The 19,752-nt window shown below is 61.6% G+C and carries 19 protein-coding genes and 1 pseudogene; 14 read left to right on the plus strand and 6 right to left on the minus strand.

All coding sequences use genetic code 11. The features are described from left to right. Positions 1-16 precede the first annotated feature (16 nt). Together purL and M1B34_RS02820 are read left to right on the plus strand one after the other, a co-directional pair. A pseudogene (purL, locus tag M1B34_RS02815) lies at positions 17-3,912 on the plus strand (phosphoribosylformylglycinamidine synthase). Between the two features lie 4 nt (positions 3,913-3,916). Further along, a complete protein-coding gene (locus M1B34_RS02820; RefSeq protein ID WP_123336876.1) occupies positions 3,917-4,228 on the plus strand; it encodes a YqfO family protein in 312 nt (103 codons plus the stop codon). 64 nt (positions 4,229-4,292) lie between these two features. Here M1B34_RS02820 and M1B34_RS02825 read toward each other — a convergent pair whose 3' ends face one another. Continuing rightward, positions 4,293-4,796 (minus strand): L,D-transpeptidase family protein, encoded by a 504-nt coding sequence (locus M1B34_RS02825; RefSeq protein WP_268264400.1) that lies wholly within the window; start codon positions 4,794-4,796, stop codon positions 4,293-4,295. 48 nt (positions 4,797-4,844) lie between these two features. After that, positions 4,845-5,396 (minus strand): NUDIX hydrolase, encoded by a 552-nt coding sequence (locus M1B34_RS02830; RefSeq protein ID WP_268264401.1) that lies wholly within the window; start codon positions 5,394-5,396, stop codon positions 4,845-4,847. A 147-nt stretch (positions 5,397-5,543) separates the two neighbouring features. On the opposite strand from M1B34_RS02830, the gene M1B34_RS02835 reads away from it, so the two are divergent. From M1B34_RS02835 to purT, 5 genes are all read left to right on the plus strand, one after another. Further along, positions 5,544-6,143 carry a CoA pyrophosphatase gene (locus M1B34_RS02835; protein ID WP_123336870.1) on the plus strand — a complete coding sequence of 200 codons (600 nt, stop codon included), beginning with the start codon at positions 5,544-5,546 and terminating at the stop codon, positions 6,141-6,143. Positions 6,144-6,201: 58 nt separating this feature from the next. Beyond that, positions 6,202-6,726, plus strand: coding sequence for a gamma carbonic anhydrase family protein (locus M1B34_RS02840; protein WP_123336869.1), 525 nt, complete (start codon positions 6,202-6,204; stop codon positions 6,724-6,726). Continuing rightward, positions 6,723-6,938, plus strand: a complete 216-nt coding sequence (locus tag M1B34_RS02845) for a DUF1289 domain-containing protein (RefSeq protein ID WP_268264402.1) — start codon at positions 6,723-6,725, stop codon at positions 6,936-6,938. Before M1B34_RS02840 ends, M1B34_RS02845 begins: the two co-directional genes overlap by 4 nt. 117 nt (positions 6,939-7,055) lie before the next feature. Further along, positions 7,056-7,523, plus strand: a complete 468-nt coding sequence (locus tag M1B34_RS02850; RefSeq protein WP_268264403.1) for a VUT family protein — start codon at positions 7,056-7,058, stop codon at positions 7,521-7,523. A gap of 100 nt (positions 7,524-7,623) precedes the next feature. Then, positions 7,624-8,805, plus strand: coding sequence for a formate-dependent phosphoribosylglycinamide formyltransferase (gene purT / locus M1B34_RS02855; protein ID WP_123337512.1), 1,182 nt, complete (start codon positions 7,624-7,626; stop codon positions 8,803-8,805). A gap of 69 nt (positions 8,806-8,874) precedes the next feature. On the opposite strand, the gene M1B34_RS02860 is transcribed toward purT, so the two are convergent. The 3 genes from M1B34_RS02860 to M1B34_RS02870 all read right to left on the minus strand — a co-directional run bounded on the left by M1B34_RS02860 (position 8,875) and on the right by M1B34_RS02870 (position 12,566). Beyond that, the gene (locus M1B34_RS02860; protein WP_268261435.1) at positions 8,875-10,185 is read right to left on the minus strand and encodes an MFS transporter; all 1,311 of its coding nucleotides are present in this window, start codon (positions 10,183-10,185) and stop codon (positions 8,875-8,877) included. 317 nt (positions 10,186-10,502) lie between these two features. Further along, a complete protein-coding gene (locus tag M1B34_RS02865; protein ID WP_268264404.1) occupies positions 10,503-11,741 on the minus strand; it encodes a transporter associated domain-containing protein in 1,239 nt (412 codons plus the stop codon). 12 nt (positions 11,742-11,753) lie between these two features. Beyond that, complete coding sequence (locus M1B34_RS02870) at positions 11,754-12,566, minus strand: cytochrome C assembly family protein (RefSeq protein WP_123336859.1); 813 nt, start codon at positions 12,564-12,566, stop codon at positions 11,754-11,756. A gap of 209 nt (positions 12,567-12,775) precedes the next feature. Between M1B34_RS02870 and ffh the strand changes: the two genes are divergently transcribed. The 6 genes from ffh (at position 12,776) to M1B34_RS02900 (ending at position 16,846) form a co-directional block, all read left to right on the plus strand. Then, a complete protein-coding gene (gene ffh, locus M1B34_RS02875) occupies positions 12,776-14,152 on the plus strand; it encodes a signal recognition particle protein (protein WP_123336857.1) in 1,377 nt (458 codons plus the stop codon). Between the two features lie 247 nt (positions 14,153-14,399). Next, positions 14,400-14,651 (plus strand): 30S ribosomal protein S16, encoded by a 252-nt coding sequence (rpsP, locus tag M1B34_RS02880; RefSeq protein WP_007927680.1) that lies wholly within the window; start codon positions 14,400-14,402, stop codon positions 14,649-14,651. A gap of 5 nt (positions 14,652-14,656) precedes the next feature. Continuing rightward, the gene (gene rimM / locus M1B34_RS02885; RefSeq protein ID WP_123336855.1) at positions 14,657-15,193 is read left to right on the plus strand and encodes a ribosome maturation factor RimM; all 537 of its coding nucleotides are present in this window, start codon (positions 14,657-14,659) and stop codon (positions 15,191-15,193) included. Next, positions 15,175-15,948, plus strand: coding sequence for a tRNA (guanosine(37)-N1)-methyltransferase TrmD (trmD, locus tag M1B34_RS02890; protein ID WP_185039417.1), 774 nt, complete (start codon positions 15,175-15,177; stop codon positions 15,946-15,948). Before rimM ends, trmD begins: the two co-directional genes overlap by 19 nt. A gap of 45 nt (positions 15,949-15,993) precedes the next feature. Further along, positions 15,994-16,344, plus strand: a complete 351-nt coding sequence (gene rplS / locus M1B34_RS02895; protein ID WP_123336853.1) for a 50S ribosomal protein L19 — start codon at positions 15,994-15,996, stop codon at positions 16,342-16,344. A 91-nt stretch (positions 16,345-16,435) separates the two neighbouring features. Further along, positions 16,436-16,846 (plus strand): acyl-CoA thioesterase, encoded by a 411-nt coding sequence (locus M1B34_RS02900; protein ID WP_123336851.1) that lies wholly within the window; start codon positions 16,436-16,438, stop codon positions 16,844-16,846. Here M1B34_RS02900 and M1B34_RS02905 read toward each other — a convergent pair. Then, complete coding sequence (locus tag M1B34_RS02905) at positions 16,839-18,653, minus strand: cation:proton antiporter (RefSeq protein ID WP_268264405.1); 1,815 nt, start codon at positions 18,651-18,653, stop codon at positions 16,839-16,841. The genes M1B34_RS02900 and M1B34_RS02905 overlap by 8 nt on opposite strands. 106 nt (positions 18,654-18,759) lie before the next feature. On the opposite strand from M1B34_RS02905, the gene xerD reads away from it, so the two are divergent. Continuing rightward, positions 18,760-19,656 carry a site-specific tyrosine recombinase XerD gene (gene xerD / locus M1B34_RS02910; protein WP_123337510.1) on the plus strand — a complete coding sequence of 299 codons (897 nt, stop codon included), beginning with the start codon at positions 18,760-18,762 and terminating at the stop codon, positions 19,654-19,656. Positions 19,657-19,752 lie beyond the last annotated feature (96 nt).

Below are 19,752 nucleotides of genomic sequence, written 5' to 3' on the forward strand. Positions count from 1 at the left end.
CGAGGCTGTCCCGAAGATGTTGATCCTGCGCGGCGCTCCTGCCCTTTCTGCCTTTCGCCACAGCAAACTCCTTGAGCAACTGAGCCGATCTGTCCCGGCTGTCAGTGGCTTGTATGCTGAATTCGCTCACTTCGCCGAAGTTACCGGCGACCTGACCGGCGACGAACAGCAGGTGCTTGCGCGCCTTCTGAAGTACGGCCCAAGCGTACCGGTACAAGAACCCACCGGCCGACTGTTCCTGGTGTTGCCGCGTTTCGGCACCATCTCGCCCTGGTCGAGCAAGGCCAGCGATATCGCCCGCAACTGTGGCCTGGGCAAGATCCAGCGCCTGGAGCGTGGTATTGCGTTCTACGTGACCGGCGAGTTCAGCGAAGCTGAGGCGCAACAGGTCGCCGATGCCCTGCACGACCGCATGACCCAGATCGTCCTCGGCAACCTTGAGCAGGCATCCGGCTTGTTCAGCCACGCCGAGCCGAAGCCGCTGACCGCCATCGACATCCTCGGCGGCGGCCGCGCTGCGCTGGAGCAGGCCAACACCGAGTTGGGCCTGGCCCTGGCCGAAGACGAGATCGATTACCTGGTCAACGCCTTCATCGGCCTCAAGCGCAACCCGCACGACATCGAACTGATGATGTTCGCCCAGGCCAACTCCGAGCACTGCCGCCACAAGATCTTCAACGCCAGTTGGGATATTGACGGTCAGAGCCAGGAAAAAAGCCTGTTCGGCATGATCAAAAACACCTATCAGATGCACAGCGAAGGCGTGTTGTCGGCTTATAAAGACAACGCCTCGGTGATCGTCGCAACGTTGCCGGCCGCTTCTTCCCGGACCCTGAAACCCGCCAGTACGGCGCGGTGCAAGAGCCGGTGCACATCCTGATGAAGGTCGAAACCCATAACCACCCAACCGCGATCGCTCCCTTCCCGGGCGCGTCCACCGGTTCCGGCGGCGAGATTCGCGACGAAGGCGCCACCGGTCGTGGCGCCAAGCCCAAGGCTGGCCTGACCGGTTTCACCGTGTCCAACCTGCAGATCCCGGGCTTCGAACAGCCGTGGGAAGTGGCGTACGGCAAGCCTGAGCGCATTGTCACCGCGCTGGACATCATGATTGAAGGCCCGCTGGGCGGCGCTGCGTTCAACAACGAATTCGGTCGTCCGGCCCTGACCGGCTATTTCCGTACCTTCGAGCAGTCGATCAGCACGCCCCATGGCGACGAGGTTCGCGGTTACCACAAGCCGATCATGTTGGCCGGCGGCATGGGCAACATCCGTGAAGAACACGTCAAGAAAGGCGAAATCGTCGTGGGCTCCAAGCTGATCGTGCTCGGCGGCCCGGCGATGCTGATCGGCCTGGGCGGCGGCGCGGCTTCTTCCATGGCCACCGGCACCAGTTCGGCGGACCTGGACTTCGCGTCCGTTCAGCGTGAAAACCCTGAAATGGAGCGTCGTTGCCAGGAAGTGATCGACCGTTGCTGGCAGTTGGGCGACAAGAACCCGATCAGCTTCATCCACGACGTGGGGGCGGGCGGTCTGTCCAACGCCTTCCCGGAACTGGTCAACGACGGCGACCGCGGTGGCCGTTTCGAACTGCGCAACATTCCGAACGACGAGCCGGGCATGGCCCCGCACGAAATCTGGAGCAACGAATCCCAGGAGCGTTACGTCCTGGCGGTCGGCCCTGAAGACTTCGCGCGCTTCCAGGCCATCTGCGAACGTGAGCGTTGCCCGTTTGCCGTTGTCGGTGAAGCCACGGCCGAACCGCAGTTGACTGTCACGGATAGCCACTTCGGCAACAACCCGGTGGACATGCCACTGGAAGTGTTGCTGGGCAAGGCGCCGCGCATGCACCGTTCGGTGGTTCGCGAAGCTGAGCTGGGCGATGATTTCGATCCGAGCACCCTCGACATCGGCGAAAGCATCGAGCGCGTACTGCATCACCCGGCCGTCGCCAGCAAGAGCTTCCTGATCACCATCGGCGACCGCACGATCACCGGCCTTGTGGCCCGTGACCAGATGGTGGGGCCATGGCAGGTTCCGGTGGCCGACGTTGCCGTCACCGCCACCAGTTTTGACGTCTACACCGGTGAAGCCATGGCCATGGGCGAGCGGACGCCGCTGGCACTGCTGGACGCTCCGGCGTCTGGCCGTATGGCCATTGGTGAAACCCTGACCAACATCGCCGCCTCGCGCATCAACAAAATCTCCGACATCAAGTTGTCGGCGAACTGGATGTCCGCTGCCGGCCACCCGGGCGAAGACGCGCGTCTGTACGACACTGTGAAAGCGGTCGGCATGGAGCTGTGCCCTGAGCTGGGTATCACCATTCCGGTGGGCAAGGACTCGATGTCCATGGCCACCCGCTGGAACGACAACGGCGAAGACAAGACTGTCACGTCGCCGATGTCCTTGATCGTGACCGGCTTCGCGCCTGTAGCGGACGTCCGTCAGACCCTGACCCCGCAACTGCGCATGGACAAGGGCACCACCGATCTGATCCTGATCGACCTGGGCCGTGGCCAGAACCGCATGGGCGCGTCGATACTCGCCCAGACCCACGGCAAGCTCGGCAAGCAGGCGCCGGACGTTGACGACGCTGAAGACCTCAAAGCCTTCTTCGTCGTGATCCAGGGCCTCAACGCCGACGGTCACCTGCTGGCGTACCACGACCGTTCCGACGGTGGTTTGCTGACCAGCGCTGTGGAAATGGCCTTTGCCGGTCACTGCGGCCTGAGCCTGAACCTCGACGGCCTGGCAGAAACGTCCGCTGACATCGCGGCAATCCTGTTCAACGAAGAGCTGGGTGCCGTCATCCAGGTTCGTCAGGACGCCACACCGGACATCCTCGCGCAGTTCAGCGCAGCGGGCTTGGGCGAGTGCGTGTCGGTGATCGGTCAGCCGATCAACAACGGCCAGATCATCATCACCTTCAACGGTGAGACCGTGTTCGAAGGCCAGCGTCGTCTGCTGCAACGCCAGTGGGCCGAGACCAGCTACCAGATTCAGCGCCTGCGTGATAACGCCGACTGCGCCGAGCAAGAGTTCGACGTGTTGCTGGAAGAAGACAACCCGGGCCTGAGCGTCAAGCTGAGCTTCGACGTGAACCAGGACGTGGCCGCGCCTTACATCAAGAAAGGCATCCGTCCACAGGTTGCCGTGCTGCGTGAGCAGGGCGTCAATGGTCAGGTGGAAATGGCTGCGGCGTTCGACCGGGCCGGCTTCAATGCCATCGACGTGCACATGAGTGACATTCTGGCCGGCCGTGTCGACCTGAACGAGTTCAAGGGCCTGGTGGCTTGCGGTGGTTTCTCCTACGGCGACGTGCTGGGTGCCGGTGAAGGCTGGGCCAAGTCGGCCCTGTTCAACAGCCGTGCCCGCGACGCTTTCCAGGGCTTCTTCGAGCGCAACGACAGCTTCACCCTCGGTGTGTGCAACGGTTGCCAGATGATGTCCAACCTGCACGAGCTGATCCCGGGCAGCGAGTTCTGGCCGCACTTCGTGCGTAACCGTTCCGAGCAGTTCGAAGCCCGTGTGGCCATGGTCCAGGTGCAGGAGTCGAACTCGATCTTCCTGCAGGGCATGGCCGGTTCGCGTATGCCAATCGCCATCGCTCACGGCGAAGGTCATGCCGAGTTCGAAAGCGCCGAAGCCCTGCTGGAAGCCGACCTGTCCGGTTGCGTGGCTCTGCGTTTCGTCGACAACCACGGCAAGGTCACTGAAAACTACCCGGCCAACCCGAACGGCTCGCCGCGCGGGATCACCGGCCTCACCAGCCGCGACGGTCGCGTCACCATCATGATGCCGCACCCTGAGCGGGTGTTCCGTGCCGCGCAGAACTCCTGGCGTCCGGACGAGTGGAGCGAAGACGGCGCGTGGATGCGCATGTTCCGCAACGCTCGTGTGTGGGTGAACTAAGGGCATGTACAAGCTCTGCTTCTTTGTTCCGCCCAGCCACGTGGACGTGGTCAAGAACGCCGTATTCGCCGCCGGTGGCGGTCGTATTGGCGACTATGACCAGTGTGCGTGGCAGGTGCTGGGCCAGGGCCAGTTTCGCCCGCGGGACGGCAGTCAGCCGTTCCTTGGGCAAACCGGTCTGACCGAGCAGGTGGAGGAGTGGAAGGTGGAGCTGGTGGTCGCCGATGAGCTGGTACGCTCGGTGGTGATGGCCCTCAAGCAGAGCCATCCCTACGAGACTCCGGCTTATGAAGTCTGGCGCCTGGAAGACTTCTAAGGTTGCCACCCATGAAAAACCCGCTGAACCGGTTACGGTCAGCGGGTTTTTTTATGCCTGGCGATCAGGGGCGTATTTCAATCATCGTGCCGTCTTTGACCAGGCCCCAGACTTCGCGCATGTCGACGTTGCGCATGGCGATGCAGCCGTCGGTCCAGTCCAGGGTATGGAAGAACTGCTCCGGGTAGTCTTCGCTGTCCGGGGTGCCGTGGATCATGATCATGCCGCCCGGCGGCACGCCTTCGCGCCGGGCCCGGGCGGAGTCGCTGATGTTGGGGTAGGAGATGTGCATCGACAGGTAATAGCGGTCACTGGGCTTGCGCCAGTCGAGCCAGTAAAACCCCTCGGGGGTGCGTTTGTCGCCTTCCATGAGTTTCGGGCCCTTGGGGCCCTTGCCCAGGGAGATGCGATAGGTCTTGAGGGGCTTGCCGTCGTTGATCAGCTGCAGTTGGTGGGCAGATTTGAGGACCAGGACTTTTTCGATGATTTTGCCGTCCAGGGTTTCCACCGTGGAGGCCTGGGACAGGGCAACGAAAGACCAGCAGAGCAGGGCAAGCAACCAGCGCATTGACACGATATCCCCAGGCGTACGCAGGTGCCGCGTACGGTTTATTGTTTAAGTGATGGCAGGTTGAGCGGGTGCTGCAATCGATTCGGAGCGTACCGGGTAATCCTCGGTGCGACGGTCCGCGAAGAAGCATTCTAAGGTACGCCCGACCGTGCGGAAAGCCAGCTCGGACCAAGGGATTTCGTGTTCTTCGAAGAGCCTGACTTCCAGGCTTTCTTCGCCGGCGGCAAAGTCCAGGTCCGCCAGTTCCGCACGGAAGAATACATGCACCTGGCTGATATGGGGCACGTCGATCAGGGTGTAGATGCGCGGGTTCCGGACCCGGGCGCAGGCTTCCTCGAGGGTTTCGCGGATGGCCGCCTGCTCGACGGTTTCGCCGTTCTCCATAAAGCCTGCTGGCAGGGTCCAGTAACCCCGGCGCGGCTCGATGGCACGCCGACACAAAAGCACCTGGGTGCCCCAGGTCGGCACGCAGCCGGCGACGATGTTGGGGTTCTGATAATGGATGGTCTGGCAGTGATCGCAGACGAATCGCAGGCGGGAGTCGCCTTCAGGAATGCGCTGGGTCACTGTGTTGCCGCACTGACTGCAAAATTTCATGCTGGGTATCCGAAAAGGCTGCGCCTATCTTGGCGTGCGCGGCCTGTTGTCGGCAAGTTGTCGTTAAGCGACATGGCGGGGCTCGGGGGTTGGGCGGTTGCGGGGATTGGTGCATGATGCACGGTAGCCAACAGATCGAGATGCCTCATGCTGGACGAGCTACTTCATCGGGTAAGCAATTACACGCCGCTGACGCTGGAGACCGATACGCGTTTCCCGGAGGCTGCGGTGCTGGTGCCCATCACCCGTAGCGCTGAACCTGAACTGGTGCTGACCCTGCGGGCCAGCGGCCTGTCCACCCATGGCGGTGAAGTGGCCTTTCCCGGAGGCCGGCGCGACCCTGAAGACCCGGACCTGATCTTTACTGCCCTGCGCGAAGCCGAAGAAGAGATTGGCCTGCCGCCGGGGCTGGTGGAAATCATCGGCCCCCTGAGCCCGCTGGTATCCCGTCATGGGATCAAGGTCACGCCTTATGTGGGGGTGATTCCCGATTACGTCGAATACCTGGCCAACGACGCCGAGATCGCTGCGGTGTTCAGTGTGCCCCTGGAGTTCTTCCGCCAGGACCCGCGCGAGCACACCCATCGCATTGATTACCAGGGGCGCAGTTGGTACGTGCCCAGTTACCGTTATGGCGAATACAAGATCTGGGGGCTGACGGCGATCATGATCGTCGAGTTGATCAACCTGCTGTACGACGCCAACATCAGCCTGCATCAGCCCCCCAAAAGCTACATCACTCTCTGACAAGCCATCGCCACGTATGGCCTTAACCCGCGGCTGCCTGAGCCTTGAGGACAATAAGATGAAATACCGCCTGGGCGACGCCCGAGTCGAGACCCATGCCCAGAGCTGGGTCGCCCCGAACGCCACGCTGGTGGGCAAGGTCAAGCTGGAAGAGGGGGCCAATGTCTGGTTCAACGCGGTGCTGCGCGGCGACAACGAGCTGATCCTGATCGGCAAGAACAGCAACGTCCAGGACGGTACGGTGATGCACACCGACATGGGGTATCCACTGACCATCGGCACCGGCGTGACCATCGGCCACAACGCCATGCTGCATGGCTGCACGGTGGGTGACTACAGCCTGATCGGGATTAACGCGGTGATCCTCAATGGCGCAAAAATCGGCAAAAACTGCATCATCGGCGCCAATTCCCTGATCGGCGAAGGCAAGGAAATTCCCGACGGTTCGCTGGTGATGGGGTCCCCGGGAAAAGTAGTGCGTGAGCTGACCGAGGCCCAGAAGAAGATGCTCGAAGCCAGTGCCGCGCACTACGTGCATAATGCCCAGCGGTATGCCCGAGATCTGGTTGAGCAAGAAGAATGACCCCCATCGAACGCCCCGTCGCTTCACCCTGCGTCAGTATCTGCGCGCTGGATGATGACGATATCTGCACCGGCTGCCAGCGCACGGTGGATGAAATCACCCGCTGGAGTCGGATGGACAACACCGAACGTCGCGCGGTGCTGGTCTTGTGCCATGAGCGGGCCAAGTCCAGTGGACTGTTATGGATGATAGGTTCCAGCCCGGCAAGCTGATGGTGGTGGCCCCTGTGTAGGGGCCGGTTTGCCTGCGAGCAGCGCATCAGACGTTCTTGGCCCAGGCCCCGCGCTTGAAGTACCCTGTGCGCCTTCCTGACAGGTACTTTGCACCCCATGCTCTTCCTGATTGCCTACATCAGCAGTGTCGTGCTGATCAACTACGCCTTTTCCACCGCTCCGCACCTGGACATCATCTGGTCGGCATGGGGTGGGTTGGTGTTCGTATTGCGCGACATGGTGCAGACCCGTTTCGGCCACGGCGCCATCCTGGCCATGCTGGCGGCGCTGGTCCTGTCTTACGTGACCTCCGATCCGGCCATTGCTCTGGCCAGCGCCACGGCGTTCGCCGTATCCGAATGCATTGACTGGCTGGTGTTCAGCATCACCAAGCGTCCGCTGCACGACCGCCTATGGATCAGTTCGGCGCTGAGCATTCCCCTGGACACCTTTATCTTCTTCGGCCTGATCGATGCCTTGACGCCTGGGGTGATCCTCACGGCCCTGGGCTCGAAGTTCGCCGGTGTGACCGTGGTTTGGCTGGCCATGGCCTGGCGCCTGCGCAAAGCTGCGTGCGCCAGCTGAGGCCAAACCTCGCGCTTCATGTAAAATGCCGCGCTTTCTCCCCATGGGCCGCCCGCTTGGCGCTCGGCCCTCGATGATCCGCTCCTTTGAGGACCTGCAGATGACCCGTATCGGAACTCCATTGTCGCCAACCGCGACCCGCGTTTTGCTCTGTGGCTGTGGCGAGTTGGGCAAGGAAGTGGTGATCGAGCTGCAACGCCTGGGCGTTGAAGTGATTGCCGTGGACCGCTACGCCAATGCCCCGGCCATGCAAGTGGCCCACCGCAGCCACGTGATCAACATGCTCGACGGAGCCGCCCTGCGGGCAGTGATCGAGGCGGAGAAACCGCACTTCATCGTGCCGGAAATCGAAGCCATCGCCACCGCCACCCTGGTGGAGCTGGAAGCCGAAGGCTTCACCGTGATCCCGACGGCGCGCGCCACTTCGCTGACCATGAACCGTGAAGGCATTCGTCGCCTGGCCGCTGAAGAGTTGGACCTGCCGACCTCGCCGTACCACTTTGCCGACACCGTCGAAGATTACCGCAAGGCCGTGGAAGACCTGGGCTTCCCCTGTGTGGTCAAGCCGGTGATGAGTTCCTCGGGCAAGGGCCAGAGCCTGCTGCGCAGCGCTGATGACGTGCAGAAAGCCTGGGATTACGCTCAGGAAGGCGGACGTGCTGGCAAAGGCCGAGTGATCATCGAAGGCTTTATCGACTTCGATTACGAAATCACCCTGCTGACCGTGCGCCACGTGGGCGGCACCACCTTCTGCGCGCCTGTGGGCCATCGTCAGGAGAAGGGCGACTATCAGGAATCCTGGCAGCCCCAGGCCATGAGCCCGAAAGCCTTGGCCGAATCCGAGCGCGTGGCCAAAGCGGTCACCGAAGCCCTGGGCGGTCGTGGTCTGTTTGGCGTTGAGTTGTTTATCAAGGGTGATCAGGTGTGGTTCAGCGAAGTGTCGCCGCGCCCCCATGACACCGGTCTGGTGACCTTGATCTCCCAGGACCTGTCGCAATTCGCCCTGCATGCGCGGGCAATCCTGGGCTTGCCGATTCCGCTGATCCGTCAGTTCGGGCCTTCGGCATCGGCGGTGATTCTGGTGGAGGGCCAGTCGACCCAGACCGCGTTCGCCAACCTGGGCGCGGCCCTGAGCGAGCCGGACACGGCGCTGCGTCTGTTCGGTAAGCCGGAAGTCAATGGTCAGCGCCGCATGGGCGTCGCCCTGGCGCGTGACGAGTCGATCGAGGCCGCCCGGGCCAAGGCGACCCGTGCTTCCCAGGCGGTTGTTGTCGAACTCTGACAGCATCGCCGGCAAGCCGGCTCCTACACATAACCCTTGTAGGGGCTGGCTTGCCGGCGATAGGTTCTATCAGGCGACCCGATTCAGGTCGTTATCCCGCGTCTCTTTCAGGCACAGCACAGCGATCAGGCTGAGCAGCGCTGCTGCCGACACATACCCGCCGACGTAACTCAAACCGCCCATCGCCACCAGCTTCGTGGCAAAGAAGGGGGCGGCCGAGGCGCCGACAATCCCGCCCAGGTTATACGCCGCTGAAGCGCCGGTATAACGCACACGGGTCGGGAACAATTCTGGCAGCATCGCGCCCATCGGGGCGAAGGTCACGCCCATCAGAAACAGCTCCAGGGCCAGGAACAACGCCACTGCCCAGGTCGAACCGTGGGTCAGCAGCGGCTCCATGGTGAAGCCCGACAGAATGGCCAGCACCGCGCCGACGATCAGCACCGGCTTGCGTCCGTAACGGTCGCTGGCCAGGGCGGCAATCGGTGTCGCCAAACCCATGAACAGCACGGCGAAACACAGCAGCCCGAGAAAGGTCTCACGGCTATAGCCCAGGGTGGACACGCCGTAGCTCAGGGAAAATGCGGTGGTGATATAGAACAGCGCGTAGCACACCACCATCGACGCCGCGCCCAGCAGGACCGGCAACCAATGCTGGCTGAACAGCTCCACCAGCGGCACTTTTACCGGAGCTTCTTTGGCCACCGCGTTGGCGAACACCGGTGTTTCATGCAGCTTCAAGCGGGCATACAGGCCCACCATCACCAGCGCGGCGCTGAGGATGAACGGGATGCGCCAGCCCCAACTGCGGAACTGCTCATCGCTCAGGCCCATGGCCAGGATCAGGAACAGGCCGTTGGCCGCCAGGAAGCCGATGGAGGGGCCCAGTTGGGGGAACATGCCGAACCAGGCGCGCTTGCCCTTGGGCGCGTTCTCGGTGGCCAGCAAGGCCGCGCCACCCCATTCGCCCCCAAGGCCCAGGCCCTGGCCAAAGCGCAGCACGCACAACAGGATCGGCGCCCAGGCCCCAATACTGTCGTACCCGGGCAGCAAGCCGATCAGCGTGGTGCAGATCCCCATCAGCAGCAACGAGGCCACCAGGGTCGATTTGCGCCCGATGCGGTCGCCAAAGTGGCCGAACAGCGCCGAGCCCAGGGGGCGGGCGATAAAGGCGATACCGAAGGTCAGGAACGAGGCGAGCATCTGCGCCGTGCCTGAGGTTTGCGGGAAGAACACCGGGCCGATCACCAGCGCGGCGGCCGTGGCGTAAATGTAGAAGTCGTAGAACTCGATGGCGGTGCCGACGATGCTTGCCGTGGCAACACGAGCGGTCGAGTTGGTCGGGGCGGCGGTCGCGGCCTCGTTATAGGTGGTGCTCATGGAGGTATCCCTGACAGTCAGTGCGCGTTTGGACGCGGATTATTATTGGTCGTACCCCTCTGGATCAGGGGGCGTGCGCGGGGTGGCTCGGGATGGGAGCAAACACCGGTCAGACACGATAAAGCGGTGCCTGGACGCGCTGAGTGCGGGTAGCACGCGGTCGGGCGGGGCTTGGATAAGCCTGGGGATTATAGGAAGGGGGCTATCGATTCAACAAGGGGGAAAAACGGCGATTTTTTCCAGAAAACAGGGGCTATCTTGCGGGTTTAATCGCTTTAAGGGTGCCGTTTTGCGCGGAACTCACCGTCGCTTGAGGTTTATGCCGCAACGGGTGTCGAGCTGGTGTGCCAAATCAGTACGCGGCTGACCCGGTTGTCCTCGGTCTCGAGGATTTCCAGGCGATAGCGGCCGATCTTCAGGCACACGGCGCTGTCGGGAATGGTTTCCAGGGCTTCGGTGACCAGGCCGTTGAGGGTCTTGGGGCCGTCGCAGGGCAGGTGCCAGCCCAGGCTCTTGTTCAGGTCGCGAATCGACGCGGCGCCTTCCACCACATAGCGGCCATCGGCCTGGGGGTGGATATGGGGGTTGTCGAGGCTGTGTTCGCTTTCGAATTCGCCGACGATTTCTTCGAGAATGTCTTCCAGGGTGACGATGCCCAGCACTTCACCGTATTCATCCACCACCATGCCCAGGCGCCGCTGCTGTTTGTGGAAGTTCAGCAGTTGCAGTTGCAGTGGGGTGCTTTCGGGGACGAAGTAGGGCTCATGGCAGGCGGCCAGCAAGGCCTCTTTGCTCAGGCGGGCGTCGGGCAGCAAATGGCGGATCTGCCGGGTGTTGAGCACGGCCTCCACCTGGTTGATATCGCTGTGGAACACCGGCAGGCGTGTGCGCTTGGACAGGCGCAACTGTTCGATGATGGCTTCGATCGGCTCGTCGAGGTTGATCCCGTCGACGTCGCTGCGTGGCACCAGAATGTCATTGACCGTGATGTTGTCCAGGGCGTGGATACCGGACAGCACGTGAGGGCGGTGATGGCTGTGCTCGTGGGGCGGCGACTCGTCGGTTTCAGTGTCCTGGCGGTCATCGCTCTGTTTCACCACGCTGGCCTTTGGCGTGAAGGGGCGCAGCAGCAACTGGCTGATGGCATTGAGCAGCCAGGCGGCCGGGTAAATGATCTTCAGGGGGATGGCCAGCAGGGTGTTGCCCAGGCCCAGCAGGGCTTCCGGGTAACGCGCCGCCACGCTACGGGGCAGGTAGTCGGCCAGGATCAGCAAGCCGCAGGTGGTCAGCAGACAGGCCAGCCAGGGGCCGTTTTCCGCCTGGTAGAACAGCGCCAGCAGGGTGCTGATAATCACCACCAGCACTCGGCAGAGGGTGTTGCACAGGATCAGGCTGTCCCGGGGGAAGTTCAGGCGTCCCTGGGGTTTGTCTCCGGAGCGGGAGGCGCGCAGGGTCAGCAGGTGGTGTTGGGCGGCCTCGATGGCAGTGAACAGTGCCGACCATAAAACCAGCAGGGCCACTACCGCGAGCATCGGCCCTATGGGCATGTTGTCCATGATCGCCGCTCGTCAGATATGCAGGATGTATTCACGGACCAGCTTGCTGCCGAAATACGCCAGCATCAGCAGGCAGAATCCGGCCAGGGTCCAGCGAATTGCCTTGTGCCCGCGCCAGCCTAGGCGGTTGCGGCCCCACAGCAGCACGCTGAAGACGATCCAGGCCAGGCAGGCCAGCAGGGTCTTGTGCACCAGGTGCTGGGCAAACAGGTTCTCGACAAACAGCCAGCCGGAGATCAGCGACAGCGAGAGCAGGGTCCAGCCGGCCCAGAGGAAACCGAACAGCAGGCTTTCCATGGTTTGCAGCGGCGGGAAGTTCTTGATCAGCCCGGAGGGATGTTTGTGCTTGAGTTGGTGGTCTTGCACCAGCAGCAGCAAGGCCTGGAACACCGCGATGGTGAACATGCCGTAGGCCAGGATCGACAATAGGATGTGGGCGAGAATCCCTGGCTCTTCATCAATCACCGGCACCGTGCCAGTGGGCACGAACTGCGCCGTCAGCGCGGTCAGGGCGCCGAGGGGGAACAGCAGGATCAGCAGGTTTTCCACCGGTATCCGCGAACAGGCGAGGAGGGTCAGGGCAATGACGGCAGCAGCAATCAGGCTCGCTGCGCTGAAAAAGTCCAGGCCCAGGCCGACGGGCGTGACCAAGTGAGTGAACAGGCTGGTGCAGTGAGCCAGCAGGGCGAAGATGCCCAGCGTAACCAGCAGGCGTTTGTCCGCCTTGGTGCCTTTGGCCAGGCGAGTGCCTTGATAGACGGTCGCAGCGGCGTAGAGGCAAGCGGCGGCGATAGTGGGTAGCAAGCTGGGTGACAAGGGGAGCATAAATCCTGTTAGGCAAGCCCGAAAGTCGCTGAGTTTGGCATAGAACCCTGAGGGCCGAAAGACCGTGGCCGCAGTCAGCGAGGTGTGCGCCACGCGCAGTCTTCGCTATAATCCGCGACCTGCCCACGCCGCAGGCTCATCGAGCACTTGTTTATTACGCTCTGGGCCGCCATTACCCCCGGTCTACCTTGGGCCTGAAAGGATCGCGCATGTTTGAAAACCTAACCGACCGTCTCTCGCAGACGCTGCGCCATGTCACCGGCAAGGCCAAGCTGACCGAGGACAACATCAAAGACACCCTGCGTGAAGTGCGCATGGCGTTGCTGGAAGCCGACGTCGCCTTGCCGGTGGTCAAAGACTTCGTCAATTCGGTGAAGGAACGTGCGGTCGGCACCGAGGTGTCGCGCAGCCTGACGCCGGGCCAGGCCTTCGTGAAGATCGTCCAGGCGGAACTGGAAAGCCTGATGGGCGCCGCCAACGAGGATTTGAACCTCAGTGCAGTGCCGCCAGCCGTGGTCCTGATGGCCGGTCTGCAGGGTGCGGGTAAAACCACCACCGCCGGCAAGCTGGCGCGCTTCCTTAAAGAGCGCAAGAAGAAGAGCGTGATGGTGGTCTCGGCGGACGTCTACCGTCCGGCGGCGATCAAACAGCTGGAAACCCTGGCCAACGACATCGGCGTGACCTTCTTCCCGTCGGACCTGAGCCAGAAGCCGGTGGCCATCGCCGAAGCGGCTATTAAAGAAGCCAAACTCAAATTCATCGACGTGGTCATCGTCGACACCGCCGGCCGTCTGCACATCGACGGCGAGATGATGGAAGAGATCCAGGCGCTGCACGCGGCCATCAAGCCCGTGGAAACCCTGTTTGTGGTCGACGCCATGACCGGCCAGGACGCCGCCAACACGGCCAAGGCTTTTGGTGATGCACTGCCACTGACCGGCGTGATCCTGACCAAGGTCGATGGTGATGCCCGTGGCGGTGCTGCACTGTCGGTCCGCGCCATCACCGGCAAACCGATCAAGTTCATCGGTATGGGCGAGAAGACCGAGGCTCTGGAGCCGTTCCACCCCGAGCGTATTGCCTCGCGCATCCTCGGCATGGGTGACGTGCTCAGCCTGATCGAACAGGCCGAACAGACCCTTGACAAAGACAAGGCCGACAAACTTGCGAAGAAGCTGAAAAAGGGCAAGGGCTTCGACCTCGAAGACTTCCGCGATCAGCTGCAGCAGATGAAAAACATGGGCGGCCTGGGCGGGCTCATGGACAAGCTGCCGAACATCGGTGGGGTCAACCTGGCGCAGATGGGCAATGCCCAGGGCGCAGCCGAGAAGCAGTTCAAACAGATGGAAGCCATCATCAACTCCATGACCCCGGCCGAGCGCCGTGACCCTGAGCTGATCAGCGGTTCGCGCAAGCGTCGGATCGCCATGGGTTCCGGTACCCAGGTGCAGGACATCGGTCGCTTGATCAAGCAGCACAAGCAGATGCAGAAGATGATGAAGAAATTCTCCGCCAAGGGCGGTATGGCCAAAATGATGCGCGGCATGGGCGGAATGTTGCCCGGCGGCGGCATGCCAAAGATGTAAAGAATCCGCGCCGGCAGTCATGCCGGCGCTTTCCACGGGGACGTGGAATCCACAGCCAACCCGCTTTTGCGGGCGCTGACTCGCCGTTGTTCGCGACGGCTCTATAGCAAATCTGCATGGCGGCCGATAGGCGCCGGAAAAAGACATTTGCAAAAGTCCGGATATTCCTTAGAATATGCGGCCTTTCGGGCACCCATGCCCGCTGTGCATTTAGATTTGCAGCACCGACTACAGGAACGATGTTCACATGCTAACAATCCGTCTTGCCCTTGGCGGCTCCAAAAAGCGCCCGTTTTACCACTTGACCGTGACCGACAGCCGCAACCCACGCGACGGTTCGCACAAGGAACAAGTAGGCTTCTTCAACCCGATCGCTCGTGGTCAAGAAGTCCGCCTGTCCGTGAACCAAGAGCGCGTAGCCTACTGGCTGAGCGTTGGTGCACAGCCTTCTGAGCGTGTTGCTCAGTTGCTGAAGGAATCGGCTAAGGCTGCAGCCTGAACCCTATGAACGCGACGCCTGCTCCTGCTGATGATTTGATCGTTATTGGCAAAATCTATTCTGTTCATGGCGTTCGCGGCGAAGTGAAGGTGTATTCCTTTACTGATCCGATTAAAAACCTGTTGGACTACAAAACCTGGACGCTCAAGCGCGAAGGTAGCGTGAAACAGGTTGAGCTGGTCAGCGGACGCGGGAATGACAAGTTCCTGGTCGCAAAGCTCAAGGGTCTCGATGATCGTGAAGAAGCGCGTCTTCTGGCCGGTTATGAGATCTGCGTGCCGCGTAACCTGTTCCCTGAGCTGACCGACGGCGAGTACTACTGGTACCAGCTGGAAGGTCTCAAGGTCATCGACACTCACGGACAACTGTTCGGGAAAATCGATCACCTGCTGGAGACTGGCTCGAACGATGTAATGGTGGTTAAGCCTTGCGTTGGCAGCCTGGATGATCGTGAACGCTTGTTGCCCTATACGGAGCAATGTGTGTTGAGCGTCGACCTGGCGGCAGGCGAGATGAAGGTGGAATGGGATGCGGACTTCTAAGCGTGGCTAACTTGCGCGTAGAAGTGATCAGTTTGTTTCCCGAGATGTTTTCCGCCATCAGCGATTACGGCATAACCAGCCGCGCGGTGAAACAGGGGCTCTTGCAGCTCACCTGTTGGAATCCGCGAGACTACACAACGGATCGACATCACACTGTGGACGATCGCCCGTTTGGCGGTGGCCCTGGCATGGTGATGAAGATCAAGCCCCTGGAAGATGCACTGGTTCAGGCCAGAAACGCAGCCGGGGAGGGTGCGAAGGTGATTTACCTGTCGCCCCAAGGCCGCCAGCTGAATCAGTCGGCGGTACGCGATTTGGCGAATGAGGATGCATTGATCCTGATTGCCGGTCGCTATGAAGGCATTGACGAGCGTTTTATTGAGGCTCATGTCGATGAAGAGTGGTCGATTGGCGACTATGTACTTTCCGGTGGCGAGCTGCCGGCGATGGTCCTGATTGATGCGGTTACGCGACTGCTGCCTGGAGCTTTAGGGCATGCGGATTCCGCGGAGGAAGATTCCTTCACGGATGGTCTGCTGGATTGCCCGCACTACACCCGACCGGAGGTGTATGCGGATCAGCGTGTTCCCGACGTGTTGCTAAGTGGCAATCACGCACATATCCGGCGTTGGCGTTTACAGCAGTCCCTTGGTCGGACCTATGAACGACGCGCCGATCTTCTGGAAAGCCGCTCGCTTTCTGGAGAAGAGAAGAAGCTGCTCGAGGAATATCTCCGCGAGCGGGACGATAGTTAACAACGTATCGATGGTAAGTCAGACGATTTACCTTAGGAGCACAGCATGACCAACAAAATCATCCTTGCACTCGAAGCAGAGCAGATGACCAAAGAAATCCCTACCTTTGCCCCGGGCGATACCATCATCGTTCAGGTGAAAGTGAAGGAAGGTGATCGTTCGCGTCTGCAGGCGTTCGAAGGCGTAGTAATCGCCAAGCGCAACCGCGGTGTGAACAGCGCGTTCACCGTACGTAAAATCTCCAACGGTGTTGGCGTAGAGCGTACTTTCCAGACCTACAGCCCGCAAATCGACAGCATGTCGGTCAAGCGTCGCGGTGACGTGCGTAAAGCCAAGCTGTACTACCTGCGTGACCTGTCGGGTAAAGCAGCTCGCATCAAGGAAAAACTGGTTTAAGTCCAGCTTCCGATGCAGAAAAAAGCAGCCTACGGGCTGCTTTTTTGTTGCCCGTCATTTATCCCTTTTTAGTGTTTCAGGCAGTCGATCCATGTCCCCTCGCGAGCAAGAAATCCAGCGCCGCACCGAGCTCTCGGTGACCCGCGTGACCAAGGCAGTATTCCCGTCCACCACCAATCACCACAACACCCTGTTCGGCGGCACCGCCCTGGCCTGGATGGACGAAGTGTCGTTCATCGCCGCGACACGCTTCTGTCGGCTGCCGCTGGTGACGGTGTCGACCGACCGTATCGATTTCAATCACCCGATTGCGGCCGGCTCGATTGTCGAGTTGGTCGGGACGGTGGTGAAGGTGGGCAATACCAGCCTCAAGGTCGAGGTGGAGGTGTTTGTTGAAAGCATGAGTTGTGACGGGCGTGAGAAAGCCATCCATGGCCTGTTCAGTTTTGTCGCTATCGATGACGACAAGCGCCCCGTGCCGGTGCTCCCAGGCTTCATGTAGGCGCTCGCGGGGTTTCAGGTTGGATCAGGGCCAGTAAGGTCCAGCCCGAAGTTGGCTTGAGACTGCTGTCGGGTGTGATCACGTGGACCCATCCATTGCCGTCCCGGGCGAACAGCAAGGTGGCTCGTTCGCCATGCAGGGCTTGGTAGTCGTCCCAGCCAAAAGCCTCGGTCAGGTGCGTGCTGTACAGCTCGGCGCCCTGGCCCAGCAGGCTCGCCAGTTTGGTGTAGGTCAGGGCTTCGTTGCCCAGCAGTTGCCCCCGATGTTCATGACTGGCGCGGTGTTTGTCGGTGCGGCGGCTCTCCTGGCTGTTGGCCAGGGTGAATAGGCGTTGGTGGCCGAATTCATGGCGAAAGCGCATCGCCGCCAGGGTGTTCAGTTCGCCGGAGGGTGACAGCGCCAGCAGGTGGCCCAGCCCCACTAGGTCGAGGTGGGCGTCGGCGTGCTGGGAAGCCGGGTTGCCAAAGTACGTTGGCAAGCCTTCCATGCGGGCGGCGCGGATGTTTTCCCAGCTGGAGTCGGTCAGCAGCACGCGGCAGCCCAGTTGTTGCAAGGCTTTGCCCATGATGCGCGCCGGGCCGTTGGCACCAACGATCAGGAAGCCGCTGGGGGCTGGTTCGGCGACTTTCAACAGGCGCGCCAGCGGGCGTGCGGTGGCGCTTTGCAGGACCACCGTGCCGATGATCACGGCGAAGGTCAGTGGCACCAGTAGCAACGCCCCCTCATGGCCGGCTTCGTCCAGGCGGATGGCGAAGATCGCGGACACCGCGGCGGCGACGATCCCCCGTGGAGCAATCCAGGCCAGCAAGGCCCGCTCCCGCCAGTTAAGGCTCGACCCCGCCGTGGACAGCAGCACATTCAGTGGGCGGGCGATCAGTTGGATCACCAGCAGCAGAATCAGCACCAGCGGCCCCAGGGCAATCAGGGCGTTAAGATCCAGGCGCGCCGCCAGCAGGATAAACAGCCCGGAAATCAGCAGTACGCTGAGGTTTTCTTTGAAGTGCAGGATGTGTCGCACGTCCACGCCCTTCATATTGGCCATCCACATGCCCATCAGGGTGACCGCCAGCAGCCCGGACTCGTGCATCACCTGGTTGGACGCGATGAAAATCCCCAGCACACCGGCCAGGCTCGCCAGGTTGTGCAGGTACTCCGGCAGCCATTGGCGTCGGATGATGGTGCCGAGCACCCAGCCGCCGGCGATGCCGAACAGGCTGCCGCAAAGAATCACTCCACCGAAGGTCAGCAGGCTGTGGCTCAGCCCGTCGCCAGTGGCGCTGGCAATGATGAAGCTGTAGACCACCACCGCCAGCAAGGCGCCGATGGGGTCGATGACGATGCCTTCCCAGCGCAGGATATTGGCGATCGACGCCTTGGGGCGCACCACCCGCAGCATCGGCACAATCACCGTCGGTCCGGTGACCAGGGTCAGGGTCCCGAACAGCAAGGCCAGCATCCAGTCGAAACCCAGCAACCAGTGGGTGGCCAGGGTGATCACGGCCCAGGTGGACAGCGCGCCGAGGGTCACCAGGCGGCGGACCACGCTGCCGATTTCACGCCATTGCGACAGGTGCAGGGTCAGGCTGCCCTCAAACAGAATCAGCGCCACCGCCAGGGAAACCAGCGGCATCAGCAAGGGGCCGAACATTTCCTGAGGGTCGAGCCAGCCCAGCACGGGCCCGGCCAGGATGCCGCTGAGCAGCAGAAAAAGAATCGCCGGCAGCTTCAGGCGCCAGGCCAGCCACTGACAGCCCAGCGCGGCGACGCCGATGCCGCCGAAGGCCAACAGAATCTGTTGTTCGTTCATTGACGCTCCCTGTTTCTTGAAATGGCCGGCTATGAAAGACTAGCGACCCTGCATGCAGTTCATTTGTTTTTTTCGCGTGGCCCAAGGGCGCGCCTTTCGAGTGTTTATGGCCGCTGTCGATCACCCCCTGATAGACCGATTTCTCGATGCCCTGTGGTTGGAAAAAGGCCTCTCGGACAACACCCGTGATGCCTATCGCAGTGACCTGGCACTGTTCAACGGCTGGCTGCTGGAGCAGGGGCTGGCCCTGGAGAATGCAGGGCGCGAACTGATCCTCGATCACCTGGCCTGGCGCGTAGAAAAGGCCTACAAGCCCCGTTCTACGGCGCGTTTTCTGTCGGGCGTGCGGGGCTTCTACCGCTACCTGCTGCGTGAAAAGCTGATCGCCGTGGACCCAACCCTGCGGGTCGACATGCCCCAGTTGGGTCGCCCTCTGCCCAAGTCCCTGTCTGAAGCCGATGTCGAAGCCCTGCTGGCCGCGCCGGATCTGAGCGAGGCCATCGGCCAGCGTGACCGGGCCATGCTCGAAGTGCTCTACGCCTGCGGATTGCGGGTGACCGAGTTGATCAGCCTGACCCTGGAACAGGTCAATCTGCGCCAGGGCGTGTTGCGAGTCATGGGCAAGGGCAGTAAGGAGCGCCTGGTGCCCATGGGGGAAGAGGCCATCGTCTGGGTCGAGCGCTACATGCGCGATGCACGCGCCGAGTTGCTCGGCGGGCGCCCCAGTGATGTGCTGTTCCCCAGCCTGCGCGGCGAGCAGATGACGCGCCAGACCTTCTGGCACCGTATCAAGCACCAGGCCAAGGTGGCCGGGATCGGCAAATCGTTGTCGCCCCACACCTTGCGCCATGCTTTCGCCACGCACTTGCTCAACCACGGTGCCGACCTGCGGGTGGTGCAAATGCTGCTGGGGCACAGCGACCTGTCGACCACGCAGATCTACACCCACGTGGCTCGGGCGCGCCTGCAAGAGCTGCACGCCAAGCATCACCCTCGTGGTTGATCGATAATCGACCTCTGTAAAAGCACTTGCGTCAGCCGGAGTCGGCCCTCGCAACCAGATGTGATAGGCTTTGCCGGTTTGCAAAAAGGGCGTTTG

Source organism: Pseudomonas morbosilactucae, assembly GCF_023241715.1.
GTDB lineage: Bacteria > Pseudomonadota > Gammaproteobacteria > Pseudomonadales > Pseudomonadaceae > Aquipseudomonas > Aquipseudomonas morbosilactucae.

Excerpts from the sequence above, each read along its gene's own strand:
- M1B34_RS02820 (WP_123336876.1), top strand. The coding sequence starts at position 3,917 with ATGTACAAGCTCTGCTTCTTTGTTCCGCCCAGCCACGTGGACGTGGTC.
- M1B34_RS02825 (WP_268264400.1), bottom strand. The coding sequence starts at position 4,796 with ATGCGCTGGTTGCTTGCCCTGCTCTGCTGGTCTTTCGTTGCCCTGTCC.
- M1B34_RS02830 (WP_268264401.1), bottom strand. The coding sequence starts at position 5,396 with ATGAAATTTTGCAGTCAGTGCGGCAACACAGTGACCCAGCGCATTCCT.
- M1B34_RS02835 (WP_123336870.1), top strand. The coding sequence starts at position 5,544 with ATGCTGGACGAGCTACTTCATCGGGTAAGCAATTACACGCCGCTGACG.
- M1B34_RS02840 (WP_123336869.1), top strand. The coding sequence starts at position 6,202 with ATGAAATACCGCCTGGGCGACGCCCGAGTCGAGACCCATGCCCAGAGC.
- M1B34_RS02845 (WP_268264402.1), top strand. The coding sequence starts at position 6,723 with ATGACCCCCATCGAACGCCCCGTCGCTTCACCCTGCGTCAGTATCTGC.
- M1B34_RS02850 (WP_268264403.1), top strand. The coding sequence starts at position 7,056 with ATGCTCTTCCTGATTGCCTACATCAGCAGTGTCGTGCTGATCAACTAC.
- purT (WP_123337512.1), top strand. The coding sequence starts at position 7,624 with ATGACCCGTATCGGAACTCCATTGTCGCCAACCGCGACCCGCGTTTTG.
- M1B34_RS02860 (WP_268261435.1), bottom strand. The coding sequence starts at position 10,185 with ATGAGCACCACCTATAACGAGGCCGCGACCGCCGCCCCGACCAACTCG.
- M1B34_RS02865 (WP_268264404.1), bottom strand. The coding sequence starts at position 11,741 with ATGGACAACATGCCCATAGGGCCGATGCTCGCGGTAGTGGCCCTGCTG.
- M1B34_RS02870 (WP_123336859.1), bottom strand. The coding sequence starts at position 12,566 with ATGCTCCCCTTGTCACCCAGCTTGCTACCCACTATCGCCGCCGCTTGC.
- ffh (WP_123336857.1), top strand. The coding sequence starts at position 12,776 with ATGTTTGAAAACCTAACCGACCGTCTCTCGCAGACGCTGCGCCATGTC.
- rpsP (WP_007927680.1), top strand. The coding sequence starts at position 14,400 with ATGCTAACAATCCGTCTTGCCCTTGGCGGCTCCAAAAAGCGCCCGTTT.
- rimM (WP_123336855.1), top strand. The coding sequence starts at position 14,657 with ATGAACGCGACGCCTGCTCCTGCTGATGATTTGATCGTTATTGGCAAA.
- trmD (WP_185039417.1), top strand. The coding sequence starts at position 15,175 with ATGGGATGCGGACTTCTAAGCGTGGCTAACTTGCGCGTAGAAGTGATC.
- rplS (WP_123336853.1), top strand. The coding sequence starts at position 15,994 with ATGACCAACAAAATCATCCTTGCACTCGAAGCAGAGCAGATGACCAAA.
- M1B34_RS02900 (WP_123336851.1), top strand. The coding sequence starts at position 16,436 with ATGTCCCCTCGCGAGCAAGAAATCCAGCGCCGCACCGAGCTCTCGGTG.
- M1B34_RS02905 (WP_268264405.1), bottom strand. The coding sequence starts at position 18,653 with ATGAACGAACAACAGATTCTGTTGGCCTTCGGCGGCATCGGCGTCGCC.
- xerD (WP_123337510.1), top strand. The coding sequence starts at position 18,760 with ATGGCCGCTGTCGATCACCCCCTGATAGACCGATTTCTCGATGCCCTG.